At 40.6% G+C, this 18,072-nt stretch carries 14 protein-coding genes, 2 tRNA genes and 2 pseudogenes (1 of these 18 only partly in view); 12 read left to right on the forward strand and 6 right to left on the reverse strand.

All coding sequences use genetic code 11. The features are described from left to right. Nucleotides 1–3: 3 nt before the first annotated feature. The 3 genes and pseudogenes from lsa66 to CLV95_RS15115 form a co-directional block, all read right to left on the reverse strand. Entirely contained in the window at nt 4–1,773 is a 1,770-nt protein-coding gene (gene lsa66, locus CLV95_RS15105; protein WP_002734121.1) for a fibronectin-binding adhesin Lsa66, read from the reverse strand. A gap of 65 nt (nt 1,774–1,838) precedes the next feature. Next, nucleotides 1,839–2,382, reverse strand: a pseudogene (locus CLV95_RS15110) (NUDIX hydrolase). Next, the gene (locus CLV95_RS15115; protein WP_002734308.1) at nt 2,379–4,304 is read right to left on the reverse strand and encodes a carbon starvation CstA family protein; all 1,926 of its coding nucleotides are present in this window, start codon (nt 4,302–4,304) and stop codon (nt 2,379–2,381) included. Before CLV95_RS15115 ends, CLV95_RS15110 begins: the two are co-directional and overlap by 4 nt. 146 nt (nt 4,305–4,450) lie before the next feature. On the opposite strand from CLV95_RS15115, the gene CLV95_RS15120 reads away from it, so the two are divergent. After that, nucleotides 4,451–5,326 (forward strand): J domain-containing protein, encoded by an 876-nt coding sequence (locus tag CLV95_RS15120; RefSeq protein WP_002734149.1) that lies wholly within the window; start codon nt 4,451–4,453, stop codon nt 5,324–5,326. Nucleotide 5,327: 1 nt separating this feature from the next. Further along, nucleotides 5,328–5,966: a CBS domain-containing protein gene (locus CLV95_RS15125; RefSeq protein WP_002722683.1), complete on the forward strand. Its 639-nt coding sequence runs from the start codon at nt 5,328–5,330 to the stop codon at nt 5,964–5,966. Between the two features lie 65 nt (nt 5,967–6,031). Here the strand turns inward: CLV95_RS15125 and CLV95_RS15130 are convergent, their stop codons facing one another. Next, nucleotides 6,032–6,790 carry an LIC10244 family PerRA/PerRB upregulated protein gene (locus CLV95_RS15130; RefSeq protein WP_002722670.1) on the reverse strand — a complete coding sequence of 253 codons (759 nt, stop codon included), beginning with the start codon at nt 6,788–6,790 and terminating at the stop codon, nt 6,032–6,034. A 745-nt stretch (nt 6,791–7,535) separates the two neighbouring features. Between CLV95_RS15130 and ccrA the strand changes: the two genes are divergently transcribed. The 8 genes and pseudogenes from ccrA (at nt 7,536) to CLV95_RS15175 (ending at nt 16,786) form a co-directional block, all read left to right on the forward strand. Then, nucleotides 7,536–8,783, forward strand: a complete 1,248-nt coding sequence (gene ccrA, locus CLV95_RS15140) for a crotonyl-CoA carboxylase/reductase (RefSeq protein ID WP_002722681.1) — start codon at nt 7,536–7,538, stop codon at nt 8,781–8,783. A gap of 325 nt (nt 8,784–9,108) precedes the next feature. After that, the gene (locus CLV95_RS19915; protein WP_002722677.1) at nt 9,109–9,678 is read left to right on the forward strand and encodes a hypothetical protein; all 570 of its coding nucleotides are present in this window, start codon (nt 9,109–9,111) and stop codon (nt 9,676–9,678) included. 331 nt (nt 9,679–10,009) lie between these two features. Continuing rightward, nucleotides 10,010–10,286 (forward strand): annotated as a pseudogene (locus tag CLV95_RS19920) (BrnT family toxin). Continuing rightward, nucleotides 10,283–10,555, forward strand: a complete 273-nt coding sequence (locus tag CLV95_RS15155) for an antitoxin (protein WP_002734280.1) — start codon at nt 10,283–10,285, stop codon at nt 10,553–10,555. The pseudogene CLV95_RS19920 and the gene CLV95_RS15155 overlap by 4 nt, the downstream one beginning before the upstream one ends. Before the next feature lie 388 nt (nt 10,556–10,943). Next, nucleotides 10,944–11,492: a glutathione peroxidase gene (locus tag CLV95_RS15160; protein ID WP_002722893.1), complete on the forward strand. Its 549-nt coding sequence runs from the start codon at nt 10,944–10,946 to the stop codon at nt 11,490–11,492. 10 nt (nt 11,493–11,502) lie between these two features. Continuing rightward, nucleotides 11,503–12,435, forward strand: coding sequence for a ChaN family lipoprotein (locus tag CLV95_RS15165; RefSeq protein WP_002722945.1), 933 nt, complete (start codon nt 11,503–11,505; stop codon nt 12,433–12,435). A gap of 45 nt (nt 12,436–12,480) precedes the next feature. Then, on the forward strand, nt 12,481–15,219 hold the full coding sequence (locus tag CLV95_RS15170) for a transglycosylase domain-containing protein (protein WP_002734064.1): 2,739 nt from the start codon (nt 12,481–12,483) through the stop codon (nt 15,217–15,219). After that, nucleotides 15,209–16,786, forward strand: coding sequence for a hypothetical protein (locus tag CLV95_RS15175; RefSeq protein ID WP_002722974.1), 1,578 nt, complete (start codon nt 15,209–15,211; stop codon nt 16,784–16,786). The genes CLV95_RS15170 and CLV95_RS15175 overlap by 11 nt, the downstream gene beginning before the upstream one ends. A 218-nt stretch (nt 16,787–17,004) precedes the next feature. Here the strand turns inward: CLV95_RS15175 and CLV95_RS15185 are convergent. Continuing rightward, nucleotides 17,005–17,086 (reverse strand) — tRNA-Tyr (locus CLV95_RS15185). 10 nt (nt 17,087–17,096) lie between these two features. Continuing rightward, a tRNA-Thr gene (locus CLV95_RS15190) sits at nt 17,097–17,169 on the reverse strand. Between the two features lie 143 nt (nt 17,170–17,312). Between CLV95_RS15190 and CLV95_RS15195 the strand changes: the two genes are divergently transcribed. Both CLV95_RS15195 and CLV95_RS15200 read left to right on the forward strand, forming a co-directional pair. After that, nucleotides 17,313–17,699: a DUF420 domain-containing protein gene (locus CLV95_RS15195; RefSeq protein WP_002723002.1), complete on the forward strand. Its 387-nt coding sequence runs from the start codon at nt 17,313–17,315 to the stop codon at nt 17,697–17,699. A gap of 52 nt (nt 17,700–17,751) precedes the next feature. Continuing rightward, nucleotides 17,752–18,072: the start of a transketolase gene (locus CLV95_RS15200; protein ID WP_002722928.1), read on the forward strand. Its footprint extends 504 nt past the window's final position; the window shows 321 of its 825 coding nt (coding positions 1–321); the start codon lies at nt 17,752–17,754; its stop codon lies off the right edge, out of view.

An 18,072-nucleotide genomic window follows, 5' to 3' on the forward strand; every position in this document is an offset into this window, starting at 1 on the left:
CTTTTAAGGGGAAAGGTAAAAGTCGATTCTTTGATTTTTATCCGCTTCGTATTTTCCGGAGCCCGGCACCAAAGGCAAAGTTTCTCCATAACCTCGGAAACGGATTCTGCCAAACGGAACCTTCTTGGAAAAAAAATACTCGAACGCGTCTCTTGCCCTTTCCTCCGTTTGCACTTGATTGACTTCTTCATCCCCTTGGTGGGAAGAATGCGACTGCAATTCTATATTGTATCCCGGATATTCGTTCAAAATCGAACGGAGAATTCCGGGTAATCTCCACCATCTTGCTTCCACTTGAGATTCCGGAATCGAAACTCGTAAGGAGTGATCCTCTTCCACCACCAAAATTTCCGTCTTGAATTCGGCGCCTCTTCCATTCGATTCCCTTCCCAATACGTCCATATACTTCCATTCGAAATAGAATTCACTTAAAGAACCGATTCTGACGCCGGATTCGTCCCAACCTTCCCAGAAAATTTCGGAACCAGGCTGGCTTTCGCCGCTCCAAGTTTTGATCCTGCGTTTGAGGGAAGTATAAGGAGGTATTTCATATAATGTGACTTCCCAAGATTGAAGTGGAATACCCCGATGTGAAAGAGAAATTTTCAAGAGATCATTCTGTCCATCATTGTCCGGTGAAAATTCTTTCATTGAGACCGATAAATTCAAATCGAAAGATTCCTTGGAAACTTCGAACAAAGAAGGAATGGATTGATAACGTTCATAACGGCTGTAGATCGTAAGTCTATAAAAATACGTTCCGTCCGAAACCAAATTCCCCGTTTGATCTCTCAGATCCCATTTCCATTCCACTCCCGGCTCTCCCGTCTCCCAAAAACGATAGATGCTCTTTTCCTCATTTTTTTTCTTTTGAAAGATTTCGATTTCGTAGGAATCGGATTTAAGTTTAGGTGAAACGTAAATCGAGAATCGTACGAAATTTTTCAAACTGCCCGGAAGATAAGAATAAAGTTTTGAATCGCAAAACATATCCACTCCGATCGATTCGGTTCGAATCGTAAGATCGGAAAGAACGGAAACGGATTCGTTTTTTCCCCTGTCGCTCCCGATCAATCGATACGTGTAAACTCCATTCGATAATTGTTTATTAGAAAAATCTGTTCCATCCCAATTGAGAACAGACGGAACTTCCTTGAATTTCCAAGAATAAGACTTTACGACTTTTCCTTTCGAATCCGTAAATTCTCCGGTAAAAACGTCGGTAAATTCTCCCGAAACTTTTTGAGTGATACTGATGCGGGAAACATTCCTATCTCCGGTAAAAAATAGGACTCTCGTTTTAGCGCCGATCTCAGAACTAGGAGGGTGAGAATCTAAAAATACCGTTTTTTCTTCGGATAGAAGATTTTCCTTATTTTCCGTGATCAACCTAAGCTTATATTTATATTCCCCATCGGGAAGTAAAAATCCTTTAGAATCCTCTCCGAACCAAAAGATCGATTCCGGAATCGTAATTTCGAGAGGAGATAATTTCGTATCATCCTGCAAAAAAGGGAAAAAGGAAAATCCTCTTTTTCTTCTATGGTCCGCTTTAAAAGTTTTTACAACATCATCTCTGGAATTTTGAATCACAAGTTCCCAATCGGAAAGTATAGGAAGGGCCGACTTTGAAATTTTGAATTCGAGTACGTCGTTCCTCCCATCCCAATTAGGCGAGAAAACGTCCGTGTTGGTCTTTAGAAAAGCATTTGCATGAAGGGAGAAGTTAAAAAGAAAAAATGAAGATGTTATGAAACGAATTCCGTTCCGCATGAGTACATACTAATTCAGTACGTTTTTTTTCCTATATTTTTTTAAGAACGGAAAAGTCCGTTTCCTTAGGATCCCTTCGAAAAGTTCTTACGGTTCCTCGTGTTTCCTAAGTGAAGCGAGTTCTTAACGGGAGAATCCACGTATTCCCTAAGAGCAAAATGAACCGAACTAAAAGCCAATTCTTCCCAAGGGATTTCATCCATGGAAAAAAGTTTCACTTCCTCGGATTCGAGACTTACGGAGAACCGTCCATCCACCAAATCCGCTAAAAAAAACATATAAATCTGACTGATATGAGGAATACTGTAAATGAAGTCCTACAATTCTGATTTCTGCATTCGCCTCTTCCTGAGTTTCCCGAACGGCGCCTTCTTCCACGGTTTCCCTGTTTTCCAGAAATCCGGCGGGCAAGGTCCAATATCCTTTTCTGGGCTCGATCGCCCGTTTACAAAGCAAAATCCGATTTTCCCAAACCGGAATACTCCCGACCACAATTTTCGGATTTTGATAATGAATCGTTCCGCAATTATCGCAGACGTATCTAGACCGATTGTCCCCCTCCGGTATTTTATAAACAACGGACGATCCGCAAGAACTACAGTATTTCATGCTTTTCTAATGCGATTCCAGGTTGAAATCGCCTCTATCAAAAGCCAAAATGTCAAAACGATCAACGTTCCCCCTATAACCGCGAGAAGAAGATTTGGAAAAGGTCCGGTTAAAAAGTCTAAGAAATTTCGAATCATCGCCCAAAGTGTTACGAACAATACAAACAACATAGGTATAAAAGATACTTTGACCTTTTTCTTCGATTTAAAAAGAAAAACGGTTACAACCAAAAGCGCCAGTCCCGCCAAAAGTTGATTCGTGGTTCCAAAAAGCTTCCAAAGCGCAAGTCCGGCCGGTTTCTTTTTTCCGTCTTGTTCTATTTCCATAAACGCAAAGATTCCAATCGCAACACAAGCAATAAGACTGGAAACGTACCTGTTGCCTACCAACGTTTGAATCCAAAAAATCCGAGTCGATTCCGCAATTTCCTCGATATTGTACCGAAGAAGTCTCGTCGCTGAATCCAACGAAGTTAGTGCGAAACTAATCACAATGAGCGCGATGAATCCTTGTCCGAAGATTTCCGGAATTCCGATCTGAGATAAAAATCTTCCGGTTCCGTAAATGTAAGCTCCAACTTGCGGAGCTAAACCTTGAATACCCGACCAAGAACGGTAAAAACCGGACCATTCTTCCGAAGAAGTGAAACCGATCGTACAAGCGATGACAGCGGATAAACCCAACAAAGATTCTCCGATCATTCCACCGTAACCGATCGGTCTCGCGTCCACCTCTTTATCCAATTGTTTGGCCGTCGTTCCCGAACTAACTAACGCATGAAATCCCGAAACAGCTCCACAGGCGATCGTTATGAACACAAACGGAATCAAATCAAATCCTATGGATTCGGTTCGAATCGCCTCCGCATTAAAGGAAGGAAAGTTTTGTAGAATTCCTCCCGCAAAAAAACCCAAATAAATCAAAACGATTCCCAAATACAATAGGAAAGAATTAATATAATCCCTACTTTGTAACAACAACCAAACGGGAGTTACCGAGGCCAAAAACGCATAGAATAAAAGAATGTATTTCCAAGTCCCCGCGGAAGGGGATGTCTCCACGTGATTGAGTCCCACCCAAGCCAGAACCGAATCCTGCATTCCCAAAACCATGGAGCCCAGGGTAGCAAGAACACTAAAGATAGTGAGAAAAGTTAAGTTAATTCCCTTTTTATAATGTAGATACCCCATGATTACCGCAAAAACCATAATCGCGGCGGAAGGGATCACCGCTTCCGGAAAATGACTTCTCAATCGAATAGAAGGTTTCTCTTCCGTTCTGATTTCTCCGGGATGATCGTGAACCTTTTCGTTAGGAGTTTTGGAACCGGAAGTCAACGTTCGAGTCACACCCGTAAGATCGGATTTCTTCGTAACTTCAATAGCCGTTGCAGAAGTTTTCTTTTCCTCGACGGGTACGTCGGCGGATTTCAAATGAGCTTTCGGGTCCGCAGAAAACATTTCCGCAAGAACAAGAACAAAAACCCCCATCGCTAAAGCGACAAGGAAAAAAATGATCGCATGAAACAAACTTCTCGCACGATGACCTAAAAGATCCTCCGCAACTTGACCGATACTTTTTCCCTGATTACGAACCGAAACCACAAGAGCTCCGAAATCGTGTACACAACCCACGAAAATACTTCCGAATACAACCCAAATCATCGCGGGGAGCCAACCCCAAATGACCGCTACCGCAGGTCCGAGTACGGGAGCAAGTCCGGCAATGGACGCATAATGATGACCGAATAAGACGATCGGTTTTGTAGGAAGGTAATCCACTCCGTCATTCAGCTTGTGGGCCGGAGTGTCTTCCTGGCCGTCCTTCAAATCGAAAACGGATTTAGAGATATAACCCGAATAAAATTTATATCCTAGAAAATAAACAACAAAACAAACAAGAACGACTATTAAAGGAAGCACAATAAGGATGGATGAGTTTAGGAAACGTTCCAAGCAAATCTTTTTTCAGTGTTCAAAAAGATTTCCACTTCCGATTCCTCAAGTCTAATTGAAAAAAGAATTGATGAACGGATTTGCAAGGGTGGAAAATTTGAAGGGTAGAGAGTATGCAGACTCAAAGTTTTGATCAGATCCGTTCCTCTTTAGAGGATATTATTTTCGAGATTCAATCCGGATGTACGAATTGCGAATGGTACATTCCAACGGACAAGATCATCTCCGCCTTAAATATCCGCAAAGAAGATTATTATAGAATTTTTTACGGTCTCAGAAACGACGTCCACTTTTCTTCCAAAGCCGCTGCGGGTTTTAACGAAACTCACGCAGACTCTCTCATTCAACTTCTCTCAAAAATTCTGAAGATAGAGGGGATCGGGGAAGAATTTGCAAAAAACGGAATATATTTCAATGACAATTATCTCGCGGAACTTCAAATCAGCCTGAAGGAAACGATTCAAACCCGTTTGGAAAGACACGAATTAGATCGGAAACTACTTCTGCTTTTATCGTCCGCAACTTTGGATTTCGACGATGCCTTCGATTCTTACTTCGACGACAAATTCAATTTCGAAAGGATCGTGGAAAACGAAATCTCGGATTTTATCGAACTGAAATCGATTCAAAACGATTACGGGGCCGATGTCTTTTTAAAAAATCATATTTTTTCTATTCTAAATACGAAAGTCTTTCATCTTCGTGAGATTACGAGAGAATACAGAGACAGGGCGTATTACGACCTATTTGGAAGCTTTCGCAAAAAACCGAAAAAGAAAAAAAACGTTTCCGTATTTCAAGAAATGGATCCGGAAACTCAGAGGCATCTGGACGTTCTCGGATTCGATGCGCCTTGTACATTAGAAGAATTGAAAAAACGATTTAAAGAATTGATTAAAAAATATCACCCCGATATCAACAAAGACGGACTTGAAATGACTCAAAGAATCATCGCTTCGTATAATTTTCTAATCATGAGGATGAGTTAATTTGTTTTTTTGGGTGACGAGAGGGGTTTCCGAAGTTTATATCCCTCCGGTTCAACCCGAGATCATCCGTCCGTTGCATTCGATCACACTTTCTTCCCCCGTTAAAAAAAAACCGGAATCGGAACAGAATACCGAACGAAAAAGCGGAACAAAAAAAACGCTGAAAGAAATCGGCGCCGAATACAAAACCTTTTCTTCTTTAGGAAAAATCCGACGTGGCGAACCTATTTCCTCTTTGACGGCAAAGGATTTGATGACTTCTCCGGTGGTGTTTTTTTTGGAGTCGGAACCGATTTCAAGAGTGCAGGATATTTTCGTTCAAAAACGTTTTCGTCACGTTCCCGTACTCGATGAAAAAAACACGTTATGCGGAATTATATCGGATCGGGATTGGATGCGTTGGAAATTGGAACATATATCGGAGACCGAACTCGGCAAGACGATCGGTAAGATCATGAAAACCAGAGTTCTTTCCGTACAGATTCAAGCGGGAATCGGGGAAATTGTGAAAGTTCTTTTCGAAGAAAGAATCGGATGTCTCCCCGTGGTAAACGATTCGTTTCAAGCGATCGGAATCATTACGAGAAGCGACGTTTTACGAGCAATCTTAAGAATCAACGAAAGGGAGTTTTTAGCCTAAGACACCAAAACTTGAGCGAAAATCTCTGTGGCAGCGGGCGATTCTCCCATTCTTTTTCAATTCACTTAAAAATAGTGGCCTATTTCTTTTTTAGAGGCAAAAATACCGAGAATCTTTAACTGAGCCTCCTTCACTTTTTCAAAACCATCATCAGAATCGCCCGATTTCATCAATTCCTTCATCAGCCAACGAGAAGATTCTCTATCAAGAAAATCCATCACTTGAATCACGAGCTTTTCCCGTACGTTCTTCAAAGCTTCCGCCAAATCCGAAAGACTTACTTGTTTTAATAAATCCCTCAGTTCATTATACGAAAAAGAACGAAATGCTCTGCTCAAAAGAACATCAGAATCAATCTGAGGTTTGGAACTGCAAAACTCCAAGTAAAAATCGTTCAAAAGAATTCCATCGATCTCTTTTCTTTTCTGATTCACGAAATCCCAAAATTTTTTTTGATAGGATTCACCGAAATAAGACGCTACCCTTTCTAAAAAAACGGAAATCAAAAGTTCCCTCTGAATCGCTTCCATTCCTTCAAGAATAATAATCCTTTCCAAAAGTTCTTTTCCTTCATAGTTTCCCGAAATGATATATCTTTTCAAAATATTGGAAACATTTTCTGCGTCCATTCCGGTTCCCATCAGTTCAAATCCCTTTCTCAAAAGAAACGGATGTTCTTCGGAATTAAAAGCATCGATAAAAAAGTATTTTCCAAACACGTAGCATTTTTCGATCAGTTCGAGTATCATCCCTAAAATCTGTAAACTTTCCTCTCGATCCTTATCTTTGTAAAAAAATTGACTAGAATTCATATATACCAGCATATATAGTTTCTCCAAATTTTATTGGTTTTGTTTTTCAACTCATGGTCTCATTGAAGTTTTAAAACGAAACAACGAGTTTTCTTTTTGAATGTATGATTCATTACTATATGCGGGTTTACTTTTTTAAAACTCTTTTCTTAAAATTTCCACACTAAAGTTTTTTCAAATCCTCGAATAAAAACAAATTCCGTCGCTTAGGTAATTTAAAACTTACTTTTTGAACGCATTGTTCGCGTTTCAGACTCAAAGAGTCGAAAAAAGCCCGACTTTGAACGATCGTGAATCAACGACTCCCACTTGGAACCCACAAAAATAACATTATGATTTTTTAAAATTCTTTTACGATGAACACTATATTCCATTTTTTGAAAAAGGCAAAAAAATGAAAAAACTTGCACCAAATCTTTCGGGAAGAAAAATAAAAATTTGTCTCAAAATTGTAGGAACTCCCACCGGGCAGGGTTTAACAGTGAAAAGGTGATTTTAAATATATACTTCTCAAAGAGACGTAATCTGGGGAAACTATTGCATTTTGTTATTAACTACCTGGCAATCCTGATCGTGATTCCTTCTAAGATTTTGGGGTAAACGCTTAGATTCTTTTTAAGATTGTAGGAACTCTTACAACTTCAATTTCCAATAAGATTCTTTTAGGAATCAAAAGTATCCAAACTTCCCTCAAAAACGTAGAAAATCCCATTAAAATTGGTGTAGATCAAATACCGAAGCTCGGAAATCTGTGCACATGAGCCAAATTGAATCCGTTCCAGTTGGAACCCTTCCCCCCTTGGGCCAGGTTCCTAAAAAAATGTATGCACAGGTCGTTAGAGCCGATCGTTTCGGCGACCCAACCAAAGCAATTCAGGAAGAACTCATCGATGTTCCAGAAATAGCTCCGGACGAAGTACTCGTCGCGGTCATGGCAGCCGGTGTAAATTATAATAACGTTTGGGCCGCCCTTGGATTTCCCGTAGACGTAATCGGTGCCAGAAACAAAAAAGGCGAACCCGAACCGTTTCATATCGGCGGGTCCGACGCATCCGGAATCGTATATAAAGTCGGTTCCGATGTTAAGAACGTAAAAGTAGGAGACGAAGTCGTTCTTCACTGCGGAATCTGGGATCGCAACGATCCTTGGGTCAAAGCGGGAAAAGATCCGATGTTCGCTCCTTCTCAGTTGATCTGGGGATACGAAACGAACTGGGGATCCTTTGCACAGTTTTGCAAGGTTCAAGATCACCAATGTCTTCCAAAACCAAAACATCTCTCCTGGGAAGAAGCCGCCGCCTATATGCTCGTAGGAGCGACCGCATATAGAATGCTTCACCACTGGAAACCGAACGACGTACAAAAAGACGACGTAGTTCTGATTTGGGGAGGCGCAGGTGGGCTCGGAGCAATGGCGATTCAGATTGTAAAAGCGGCAGGCGGAGTTCCAATCGCGGTCGTTTCCGAAGACGATAAGTTTGATTTCTGTATGAAGTTAGGCGCGGCGGGTGTTATCAACCGTAAGAAATTCTCTCATTGGGGCGCTTTAACTTCCGAAATCAACAAGATGGAAAAATTTGCGGAATGGACAAAGTCCGCTCGCGAATTCGGAAAAGCAATTTGGGACATCGCAGGAAAAGGAAAAAATCCGAAGATCGTCTTCGAACATCCGGGCGAAACCACGATTCCTACTTCCATGTTCGTGTGCGAAACAGGTGGCATGGTCGTAATCTGTGCGGGAACTACGGGCTATAACGCAACGGTCGACTTGCGCTATCTCTGGATGAGACAAAAACGTCTCCAAGGCTCGCACTTTGCGAACGACGACAACTCGAAAGGCCTGAACGACTTAGTGATCGATAAAAAAGTCGATCCTTGTCTTTCCAAAACCTTCACTTGGAACGAGACCGCGCATGCACACCAATTGATGAAAGAAAACAAACATCCGGCCGGAAACATGTCAATCTTGGTCGGAGCCGACAAACTGGGACTCGGAAGAAAATAATTTCACGATCCTAATCAACTCGGATCAACAAAAACCCCGAAAGCAACCGGCTCCTAGGGGTTTTATTTTTAAATGGAAATTTATCCTAAAGAAAACTCAATCATACACTTCAACTTATCCTAAGCGGCATAATATGTTGATAAAACTCGCGACAAACGCCTAACTACAAATTACCGCTTCGAGCCCTTGTTCGGGCTTCGCTAAATTCCGTTTTATCCTTCGAACACGCGGAACTTCGGCAGTCATTAGGTCTTGTGAGTTCTCCGAATTTGAAGGAAATGCTACATAAAAAAGTGACTGTGCTGACTGTGCTATATTTGAAAAAATGAATAAACCTATAAATATACTTAAAAAATTACAATGGGGTAACTTTATAATAATCTTACTCTTAGGTTTTTGGGGGATAATGTCGGATGAACCTTATTTCCGAGCTGTTGGTCATGAACTTAATTCCTTCGATGTTGTAAATTGGTTTGTAATTCTCATAACAGGTCCGGCAAGTTTAATTGCATATATCCTATCATATGGGGTTGTTTATATAGTTTTCGGACGCCATTCTACAGAATCTATTGATTTTGCTTTCATATGCTATTATACGATTTGGTCTATACTTTCCATTTTTCATTGGAAGTGTATCCTATGGATTTTAAAGCAAAGTCATTTACATAAATTTATAAGAAAATTATTCTTCTATATTTCTGTAATTTATATAATTCTTTCTATTTGGAGGATCTTTTTTATTTGGCCAGAAGTTTATTCAGGAGAACACAGTGAATCCTTCTTATTTTACTTACCAATTCAAATATTTGCTCTTGCAACATCATTTTTACTAATAAACTTATTAATCATTCATGGAACTCTGGATATTCAAAAAAAGAATAGCATTACGAATTAAATTAATGTCAACTTCGTCTCCTCGGTTCGTTCGAGATTGCTTGTGCGCCTTTTACTTGGGCCTCCGACACATTTACTTTGTCTCTCGGTCGTAGTACGGCGCTAAGGGGGTCTCAAACCTCGTTCCAATTTCCGTGCGTTTGGCGTATTCCAAAACTGTAAATGTCGAAAAGCCTATGTCGTTAGACGAAATGTGGGGAAAACAAGTTTGTCATGGTGAATTCTTTTCGTAAAGTTTGCTTTTGGTATTAGAATTATTTTGGCAAGGTTCGATAATATTTTGATCAAAAACTTTGTATTGACATTAGGCACACGTCTAATATTATAGATAGGTGATCTTTGACTGGGATAATACCAAAAACGAATCTTTAAAGTCTGAGCGAAACATCAGCTTTGAAAGGGTAGTCATTGAAATTGAATCTGGGCCAGCTTTAGATATCTTAAAGCATCCGAATATGAAAAAATATCCAAACCAGATCTTAATAATCGCAGAAATAGACAATTATGCGTGGGTAGTTCCTGCAATTGAGACTAAGGATGTTTTCTTCTTTAAAACAGCATATCCATCAAGGAAATACACTAACATATCTACCGGAGGCAAATTTATGAAATATAAACTTAGCCAAGAAGAAAAGGATTTGGAATCTTCTATTGAGCGAAATGAATGGAAGTCGGTTGATAATAAAGCGCAATATTTAAAGAAATTCAAATCTGCAGCTAAGAATACTCTATTAAAAGATAAGCGAATGAATATCAGAATTGCTGGGAAAGATATCCAATTATTAAAAACTAAGGCTTTGGAGATTGGGATTCCTTATCAGACTTTAGTTTCAAGTATATTACATCAGTATGTAACCGGCAAATTAACGGAACGTTAAACAAAACATTACACTTCGTCGCTTCGTTCAGGATTGCTAATGCAACCCTCACTCCGGCTTCGTACATTGCTTTTTAACATCGACTTGCGAGACGCGACTAAGAGCCCGTCCCAAAACCTTAGGAATATAGGAAATCCAACGGGAGTATAACAATAATAAAGTCTATTCGAAAACTAATACGTAACCAATGCAACGGTTTCTGTGAAAATTCTCACATTCAGAGGACTGGTAACAGTATCGCGGCAATGCCGCTGAAACGGGCTCGAAGTTTCTATCGACCGAAAATGGCTCTTCCTTGATAATTACGAAAAGGTAATTTCCGATTTTTGAAAAACGATTGAAGCAAACGTGGATTATGATTTTAATTCATAGAAGAAGGTCAAAATCTATGTATCCAAAAATTTCCGTTTTGTTTTTCATCTTAGGGATTCTCTTTCCGTTAGCCGGAACTTTTGCAAAGGAAAGTTTCTACAATTTTAAGGTAAAGGACATCAAAGGTAACGAGATATCACTTTCCAAATACAAGGGGAAAGTAGTAATGGTGGTTAACGTAGCTTCTAAATGCGGTTATACTTATCAATACGATAATCTTGAAAAAGTCTATAAAAAATACAAAAATCAGGGGTTCGTCGTGGTAGGTTTTCCGGCTAATAATTTCGGAAGCCAAGAGCCTGGAACCAATCAGGAAATTGAAACTTTTTGCAGAATCCAAAAAGGCGCAAGTTTTGATATGATGTCAAAAATTTCCGTCAAAGGAAAAGACCAACATCCCCTATATTCTTATCTGATCGAAAATTCTCCGAATCCCGGAGAAATAGAATGGAACTTTGAAAAGTTTCTCATTTCAAAGGAAGGAAAAATCGAAGCGAGATATCGCTCCGCAGTAGAGCCGGATGCTTCGGTCGTAGCCCAGAAAATCGAATCTCTTTTAAAGTAGGTTTTTAATTTTGAAAGATCCCCGTTCAAGAACTTGCTCTTTTACGATTTTTCTTTTTAAAATACGGTTTCTTGCGCTTCTGCTGATTTTTTGCTCGGAAGGTAATTCCGTTTTTCCCGAAAGTAAACTTGAGAACGGGAATCCTTTTTCCATCCAAAAAGGGTCAAGCGAAACAACGATCGATTTCGAAACGGTCTTAAAAACATTTGAAAATTATGATATTCTGATATTTGGGGAGGAACACGACGATATTATCGGTCATAAAATCCGCTTAGATTGGTTTAAAAAGATTGCTTTAAAAACTCCTGTAATTCTTTCTCTGGAAATGTTGGAAAGGGACCAACAAAAAACCTTAGACGAATATCTAAACGGTCAAATCGGAGAGAAAACTTTTCTCAATTCCTTAACACTTTGGCCCAACTATTTAAGAGACTATCATCCTTTTATACAATTTGCAAAAGAACACAGGATTCCGGTTCTTGCATCCAACGTACCTAGAAAATACGTAAATCTAGTTTCTACTTCCGGACTCGAAGCATTATTTAAAATTCGTTCTGTTTTTCTACCTCCTAAATATCTAGTTCGTGCGCGCTCTCAGGAAGCTTACGAAACTAAAATAAAAAACACCCTCAAAGAACATCCCGGCGTAAATTTAGACGCAAATACCGAAAAAAAATTCGTGGATGCTCAATATCTTTGGGATGCAGGAATGACCGATTCGATCGCGAATGCATTTTTGACAAAAGGGCGCAAGGTGATCCATATCAACGGTCGTTTTCATAGCGATGAGGGTTTTGGTGTCGTTTATAGACTACGTAAACTTGGATTTAGAACCCTTTCGATTTCCATGTTTCCTTTAAAAGAAGACAGCATAGTTCCGGCTGAAATACTCAAGGGTTGCGATTTTACCGTGATTACGGAAAGGGGAAAAAAAGAGAATTAAAGTACTTGTCTGGAACTCTAGGGTTCTCCGACAATTAAGGGGATAATGGAAACGGGAATTCAAACTCTTAGAAGTTCTCGATTTTTGTGTCCCGAATGTGAAACGACTTCCCGTTTGCCGGAAGGAGTTCCTACAGGTTCGATTTTTAGATTAACCTGCTACCAATGCGGTCACAAGGCTCTCGTGAAAATGGAAGTTCCGACTCATATAAAGTCGATTTTCCCCTCCGACGAAATTCTACCTCATCCGGAACAACCCAAAGATGTAGGAACTCCCCACTTTCAAGCTCCTTCTCATACAGGTTTTGAATCTACCGGCCCAGGAATCCCAGAAAAAATTTGGGGCTTTGTTTCTCAATTTCAGATCCACCTGAACGAGAAAATACGGAAACTGATACAAAAATTCCGGAATATACCAAAAGGCCAAAAGTCGGATCCTTTTTCATCAACGACGGACAACCCCTTCCTTCAAAGGAAAAAGATTTCATTCGAAAAAAAACCGTTTTTTATAGTTCGACGTGAGATCGAAGACAATGGACAACCCCGGATCAAAACTCTCGCCGAGAGACTGAGAGAACAAATCGGCGATCGTCGTTTCCAACTTCCGAATGTGGTCTTACTTTCCGCGGGTGTGATCATTTCTTTGCTTCTTGTCGGGATGATACTTTTCTGGGTGGGAGTGATCACTCGAGAATCGGAACTTAAGGAAATGATTTCGCTTTTTTACAATCATCAGCCCTCTGTGATCTACGATCGGGATGGGAAAAAGGTTTCTGAAATTTTCGCGAAAAAAACGAGTAATCTAGAATGGGACGCTTATCCTGAAAACCTGAAAAAAATCGTTCTTTTGGTAGAAGACCGAAAGTTTTTTTCTCATAGTGGAATTAACTACATGTCCGTTCTACGTGCAGCTTTCGTGAACATCACGAGTTTCCGTTTTAAACAAGGAGCATCTACGATTACCCAGCAACTTGCAAGAATTTTACTGGACGATCGCGAGAAAAGTCTCGTCCGAAAGATCAAGGAGGCCCAGCTTGCTTTTGCTCTGGAATATACATATGAGAAAAAGCAAATATTGTTATATTATCTAAATAACGTATATCTGGGCCACGGAGCGTTCGGATTTGCAAGCGCAGCCGAATTCTATTTCAGAAAGACCCCTTCCGATCTCGACACGGAGGAGATGATCGTTCTCGCTTCGTTGGCTTCGGCTCCGAATCGTTTTTCACCTTTGAAAAATCCGGATTTATCCAGACAACGCGTGAACGCGATCGTTCATTCTTTTCAAAAACAAGAAATTTTAAAAGAAAATCCGAAACCGAAACTGGACGAGATTTATCTTTCATTTCACATGAGATCACCGGGCGAAACAGTGTTCGGAAATCGTAAAGACGATTCTCCTTATGTGACGGAACACGTTCGTAAATTTTTGAATTCCCTATACCCAGATTCCAATATCTATGAAACCGGCGGTTTTTCAATTCACACCACGATTGCGGAACCGGTTCAAGCCGAACTCTCGAAGATTGTAAAGAATTATCTGGACAACATTCAAAAGAGCGGGCTCGTTCGCAAAACAAAACTCACGGATAACAAAAATTCCAGCGAGACCGCGGTTTTTCGAAAATACGTTCAGGATATTTCACCGGCGCTCGAACTTTTCATCGATACGGACTCTTTCGGCGGAAGAAGCGAATCCGGCCTACAGGTTGCGTTAGTCGCTGTTGACCCTGCAACGGGAGAAATCCTATTGATGCACGGTGGTTCGGAATTCAAAGCCGACAATCAATTGGACAGAACTACTGCGATGAAACGTCAGACGGGTTCTTCCATTAAACCAATTTTATATTCCGCCGCGATCGAGACCGAACTCATCAGCGCCTCTTCCAGAATTTTGGACGCCCCTTTGATTTATAGAAATCAAAGAGGAAATTGGATGCCGGAAAATATAGGAAATCAATACGACGGAGATATCAGCGTTAGACATGCTTTAGCAAAGTCCAAAAATACGGCGGCAGTTCAGATTGCGGAAAAATTAGGAATTTCAAAAATTCAAGACTTTTTTCAAAAGTATTTCTTCCCTGATCCGAAAGTACTTCAGTCTAGATTTAGAGGGGACCTTTCCCTTGCACTCGGTTCTTTGGAAATTTCTCCTCTGGAAATGGCGCTTGCGTATTCCGCGTTTGCAAACGACGGAACAATCAAACGCCCTTATTTGATTCAAAAAATCACGGATCGATCCGGCAAGATCGTCTACGAAAGAAAATCCACAGACGAATTCGGATTAAAAGTTCCGGAAGAAAGAAAGGTGTTGTCTTCCCAAGTCGCGGAAATCATGATCGACCTTCTTCACGGAAGCGCAAATTCGGCGGGAGTGAGAAGCACAGGATACAGAGGGGAAGTTGCCGGCAAAACGGGGACCACAAATGATAACAGAGACAACTGGTTCGTGGGAGTAAAACCGGGAATGTCAATGGCAATCTGGCTCGGTTACGACGACCCGAGTTACGGACTCGGATCATCCGCATTAGGTGGCACTGTTGCAGCTCCTCTCTGGGGATCTGTCGCAAAAACTTTCGAAGCCACGGAAGACGAAAAAAGAAAATATCCGGTTACCGAACACGCGATAAGTATAACCGTTTGCGAAGAATCAGGCAAACTTCCCGGACCTTCCTGTAAACATCCCCGAAAAGAACTTTTCAAAAATGGAACCGTACCCTCCGAAATTTGCCCTTTAAATCACGGAACAGACGTAAAGCGGGAAGTTCTCAGAAATGTATTTTAAATTTTTTTATTTTATTATAATATTATTATATTCTTTCTCAAGCGCACATCCCGTTTCCTACGAAGAAGCGTACACAATGGAAAAAGAGGATCCACTGTTTTCGATTCCTTTATACGAGGAACTTCTTCGAACATCTAAAAAATCCGATATCCGTAAAACAGCGTCTTCCAGACTTTTTTTCCTCTACGAAAAATACCGCAAATATGTTCCCGCAATCTTAATCATGATTCATTCGGGAAAAATCACGGATAAAAAAGGAAGATATCCCTCGATTATCAACGAACTTGCAGACGGTTTAAACGTAAGCCCTTCCGCACTCGTCTCCGTTATTTCCGGTTGTAATAAACCGATTTCGAATCCGGACATATACTTTCAAGAAACAAACCCGCCCCAAACCGAAGAGGAATCCGTTTCCATCGGAACCTCTTCGATACAAACTCCCGAGCCCGTCGTAGTTCAAGAAATGCCTTTCTTATTCAAAATTCTTTCCAAAAAAGAGAATGCCTCTCTCTATAAGGTTTGTTATGCGGTAAAAATTAAAACGGGCGATTACGACGGTTGGGAGAAAATCCACGCTTTCGGAGAGATGAAAGGAATTATCAACCCGCAAACCTCTTTGGCTTTGCGCATCAGCTTCACCATTCACTCAGGAAGAGGAAGTGCTTATAAAAGAATTTATTCCGGAGGTAGACTGAAATCGTTAAACGAAGAAGGTAAATCGGATCTTTTGTATCTCTACGGGAAATTTCTCAGAAACTTGGGGAAATACGATTCTTCCGCGAGGTATTTTTGGATGAGCGGTTCTTACGCGAGCAAAGACCGAAGCGCAATCGAAACCGCAAAAACTCTTTTAATTTCGGGAAGAAAACAAGAAGCTTGTTCGTATCTTACGAAAGGTTTTTTCCCGGGGGACGAATCGGAAGAACTTTTATCCAGAGTTTGCTTTAAAAATTTTGAAAATACACATCCAGGTCAGGGATTTTTAAAAGCCATAAAAATATTAAACAACGATATTCCCGATCCGGTATTCGAATACTTTTTGGGAAAAGGAATCTTCGATAAAATCGAAGAACCGGATACGGATCATTCGAACGAACTCCCCTCGAGTTACGGCAAACTTCTGGATGAAAAACTGTTTTCCGGCGAAAAGAATCCGACTCCTTTTTGGGATTATCGCAAAAAGGAAGGAACGCTTTTTTTATCCGCCGTACCTCAGTTTCTTTGTAAATCCAATCGCTCCAGTCTATTTAAGAAAGATCTAATACAACCTCAGAACTGCGTTCCTTATTCGGAGTTTTCCACAGATGCAATCCTCACGACTCCGTTATTCGAATCCGACCAGGAAGAATGGAGTTTGATTCTTTCCAACGCGGCTTACAATCCGATTTCCGGCCAAGCAGTGTTTGCGGATTCGGACGGTGTAGAGACCTCCTTGCAAATGTCGAATTTAGTATATCGTAAATCTCTCAATCGTTTTTTTATCGATGGATTTTCAGGCGACAAGAAATACAAATTTTACTCGATCGACCTGAAAAAGATTTCAGTAAACATATTGAATTCCGATTGATTTTAAAATCGTATCATCTGACTCAAGAACGATTCTGATTCGTCCAAATCCGGAAAATTGTCTTCCTATCTCCCCGATCCGGATTATAGTTTTATGCGTCTTACTCGCGCTTCGTCCATCCATGGACTCAGATCGCGTTTTTCGCTTTTTACGAAAGCTCAAACGCTCTCGCTCGCAAGCTTCGAATCCTTTCAATTTTAAGTAATACGGAATTTTATTGGGCAGGGAAGGATTCGAACCTTCGAAGACATAGTCAGCAGATTTACAGTCTGCCCTCGTTGGCCACTTGAGTACCTACCCGAAGAAAAATAGCTGCCTATAGGAATCGAACCCACAACCGTCTGATTACAAATCAGATGCTCTACCAATTGAGCTAAGGCAGCAATTTGGAACCAGTATTTCGGTCTGTTTTTCTCGGTCAAATAAAAAATCCGTAGAGGTCTTCTATCATATTTTCGGATTATTTCCTTTCCGGTTCCGCTGAAAAAAAGTTTCGATTATGACTTGTTTGCCGAAAATGTAACAGATGCTTCTAAACCTTATCCACCTCGGAATGACGCTTTCAATCTTTTGTTTTTATACGGGTTACTACTTTCGTTTCAAAAAAAATATTCTCCATCGTATTTTCAATCTATTCGGTGCGGCTTTCAACTTAACAACCGCGTTTACTCTTCTTTATGTGAAATATTTAGGTGGAGGCTTGGAAAACGCTGGAATCATTCCCGCAGTCAAACGTTGGATCATCGATACACATCGTATATTTGCTATATTGGCTTTGATTTTAATGCTTCTGATGGTTTGGTCGGGAATAACCCGAAAAAAAGAATTCCACAGAAAGCTACACTATATTTTCCTTCCTCTATATACTGCGATTTTCCTTTCCGGCTTGGTTTTGTTTCGCTCCACAAACTGAGAGCATCTCATTTCGGAGTTGGAAATCGCTATCGCATTCGCTTAGGAAGAATATGAACGATATCAAAGAACTCAAAAATTTTGCAAACGAGCTCAGAAAGAGCGTGATTCGAATGGTGACTGCCGCAAATTCCGGACATCCGGGAGGACCTTTAGGTCTCGCGGACATCTATGCAGTGCTATATAAGAAAATTCTAAATCATAAACCCTCCAATCCGGATTGGGAAGAAAGGGATCGCTTAGTTCTTTCCAACGGCCACGTATGTGCGATTCGTTACGCCGCGATGGCTCATTCCGGTTATTTTCCCGTGGAAGACCTACTCACTTTCCGCAAATTAGGAAGCAAACTACAAGGGCATCCTTCCACCCGTTAT

The sequence above is a fragment of the Leptospira borgpetersenii serovar Javanica genome, from assembly GCF_003046425.1.
In the GTDB taxonomy this organism is placed as follows: domain Bacteria; phylum Spirochaetota; class Leptospiria; order Leptospirales; family Leptospiraceae; genus Leptospira; species Leptospira borgpetersenii.

Coding starts and splice junctions, on each gene's coding strand:
- lsa66 (WP_002734121.1), bottom strand. CDS start 1,773: ATGCGGAACGGAATTCGTTTCATAACATCTTCATTTTTTCTTTTTAAC.
- CLV95_RS15120 (WP_002734149.1), top strand. CDS start 4,451: ATGCAGACTCAAAGTTTTGATCAGATCCGTTCCTCTTTAGAGGATATT.
- CLV95_RS15130 (WP_002722670.1), bottom strand. CDS start 6,790: ATGCTGGTATATATGAATTCTAGTCAATTTTTTTACAAAGATAAGGAT.
- ccrA (WP_002722681.1), top strand. CDS start 7,536: ATGAGCCAAATTGAATCCGTTCCAGTTGGAACCCTTCCCCCCTTGGGC.
- CLV95_RS19915 (WP_002722677.1), top strand. CDS start 9,109: ATGAATAAACCTATAAATATACTTAAAAAATTACAATGGGGTAACTTT.
- CLV95_RS15155 (WP_002734280.1), top strand. CDS start 10,283: ATGAAATATAAACTTAGCCAAGAAGAAAAGGATTTGGAATCTTCTATT.
- CLV95_RS15160 (WP_002722893.1), top strand. CDS start 10,944: ATGTATCCAAAAATTTCCGTTTTGTTTTTCATCTTAGGGATTCTCTTT.
- CLV95_RS15170 (WP_002734064.1), top strand. CDS start 12,481: ATGGAAACGGGAATTCAAACTCTTAGAAGTTCTCGATTTTTGTGTCCC.
- CLV95_RS15175 (WP_002722974.1), top strand. CDS start 15,209: ATGTATTTTAAATTTTTTTATTTTATTATAATATTATTATATTCTTTC.
- CLV95_RS15195 (WP_002723002.1), top strand. CDS start 17,313: ATGCTTCTAAACCTTATCCACCTCGGAATGACGCTTTCAATCTTTTGT.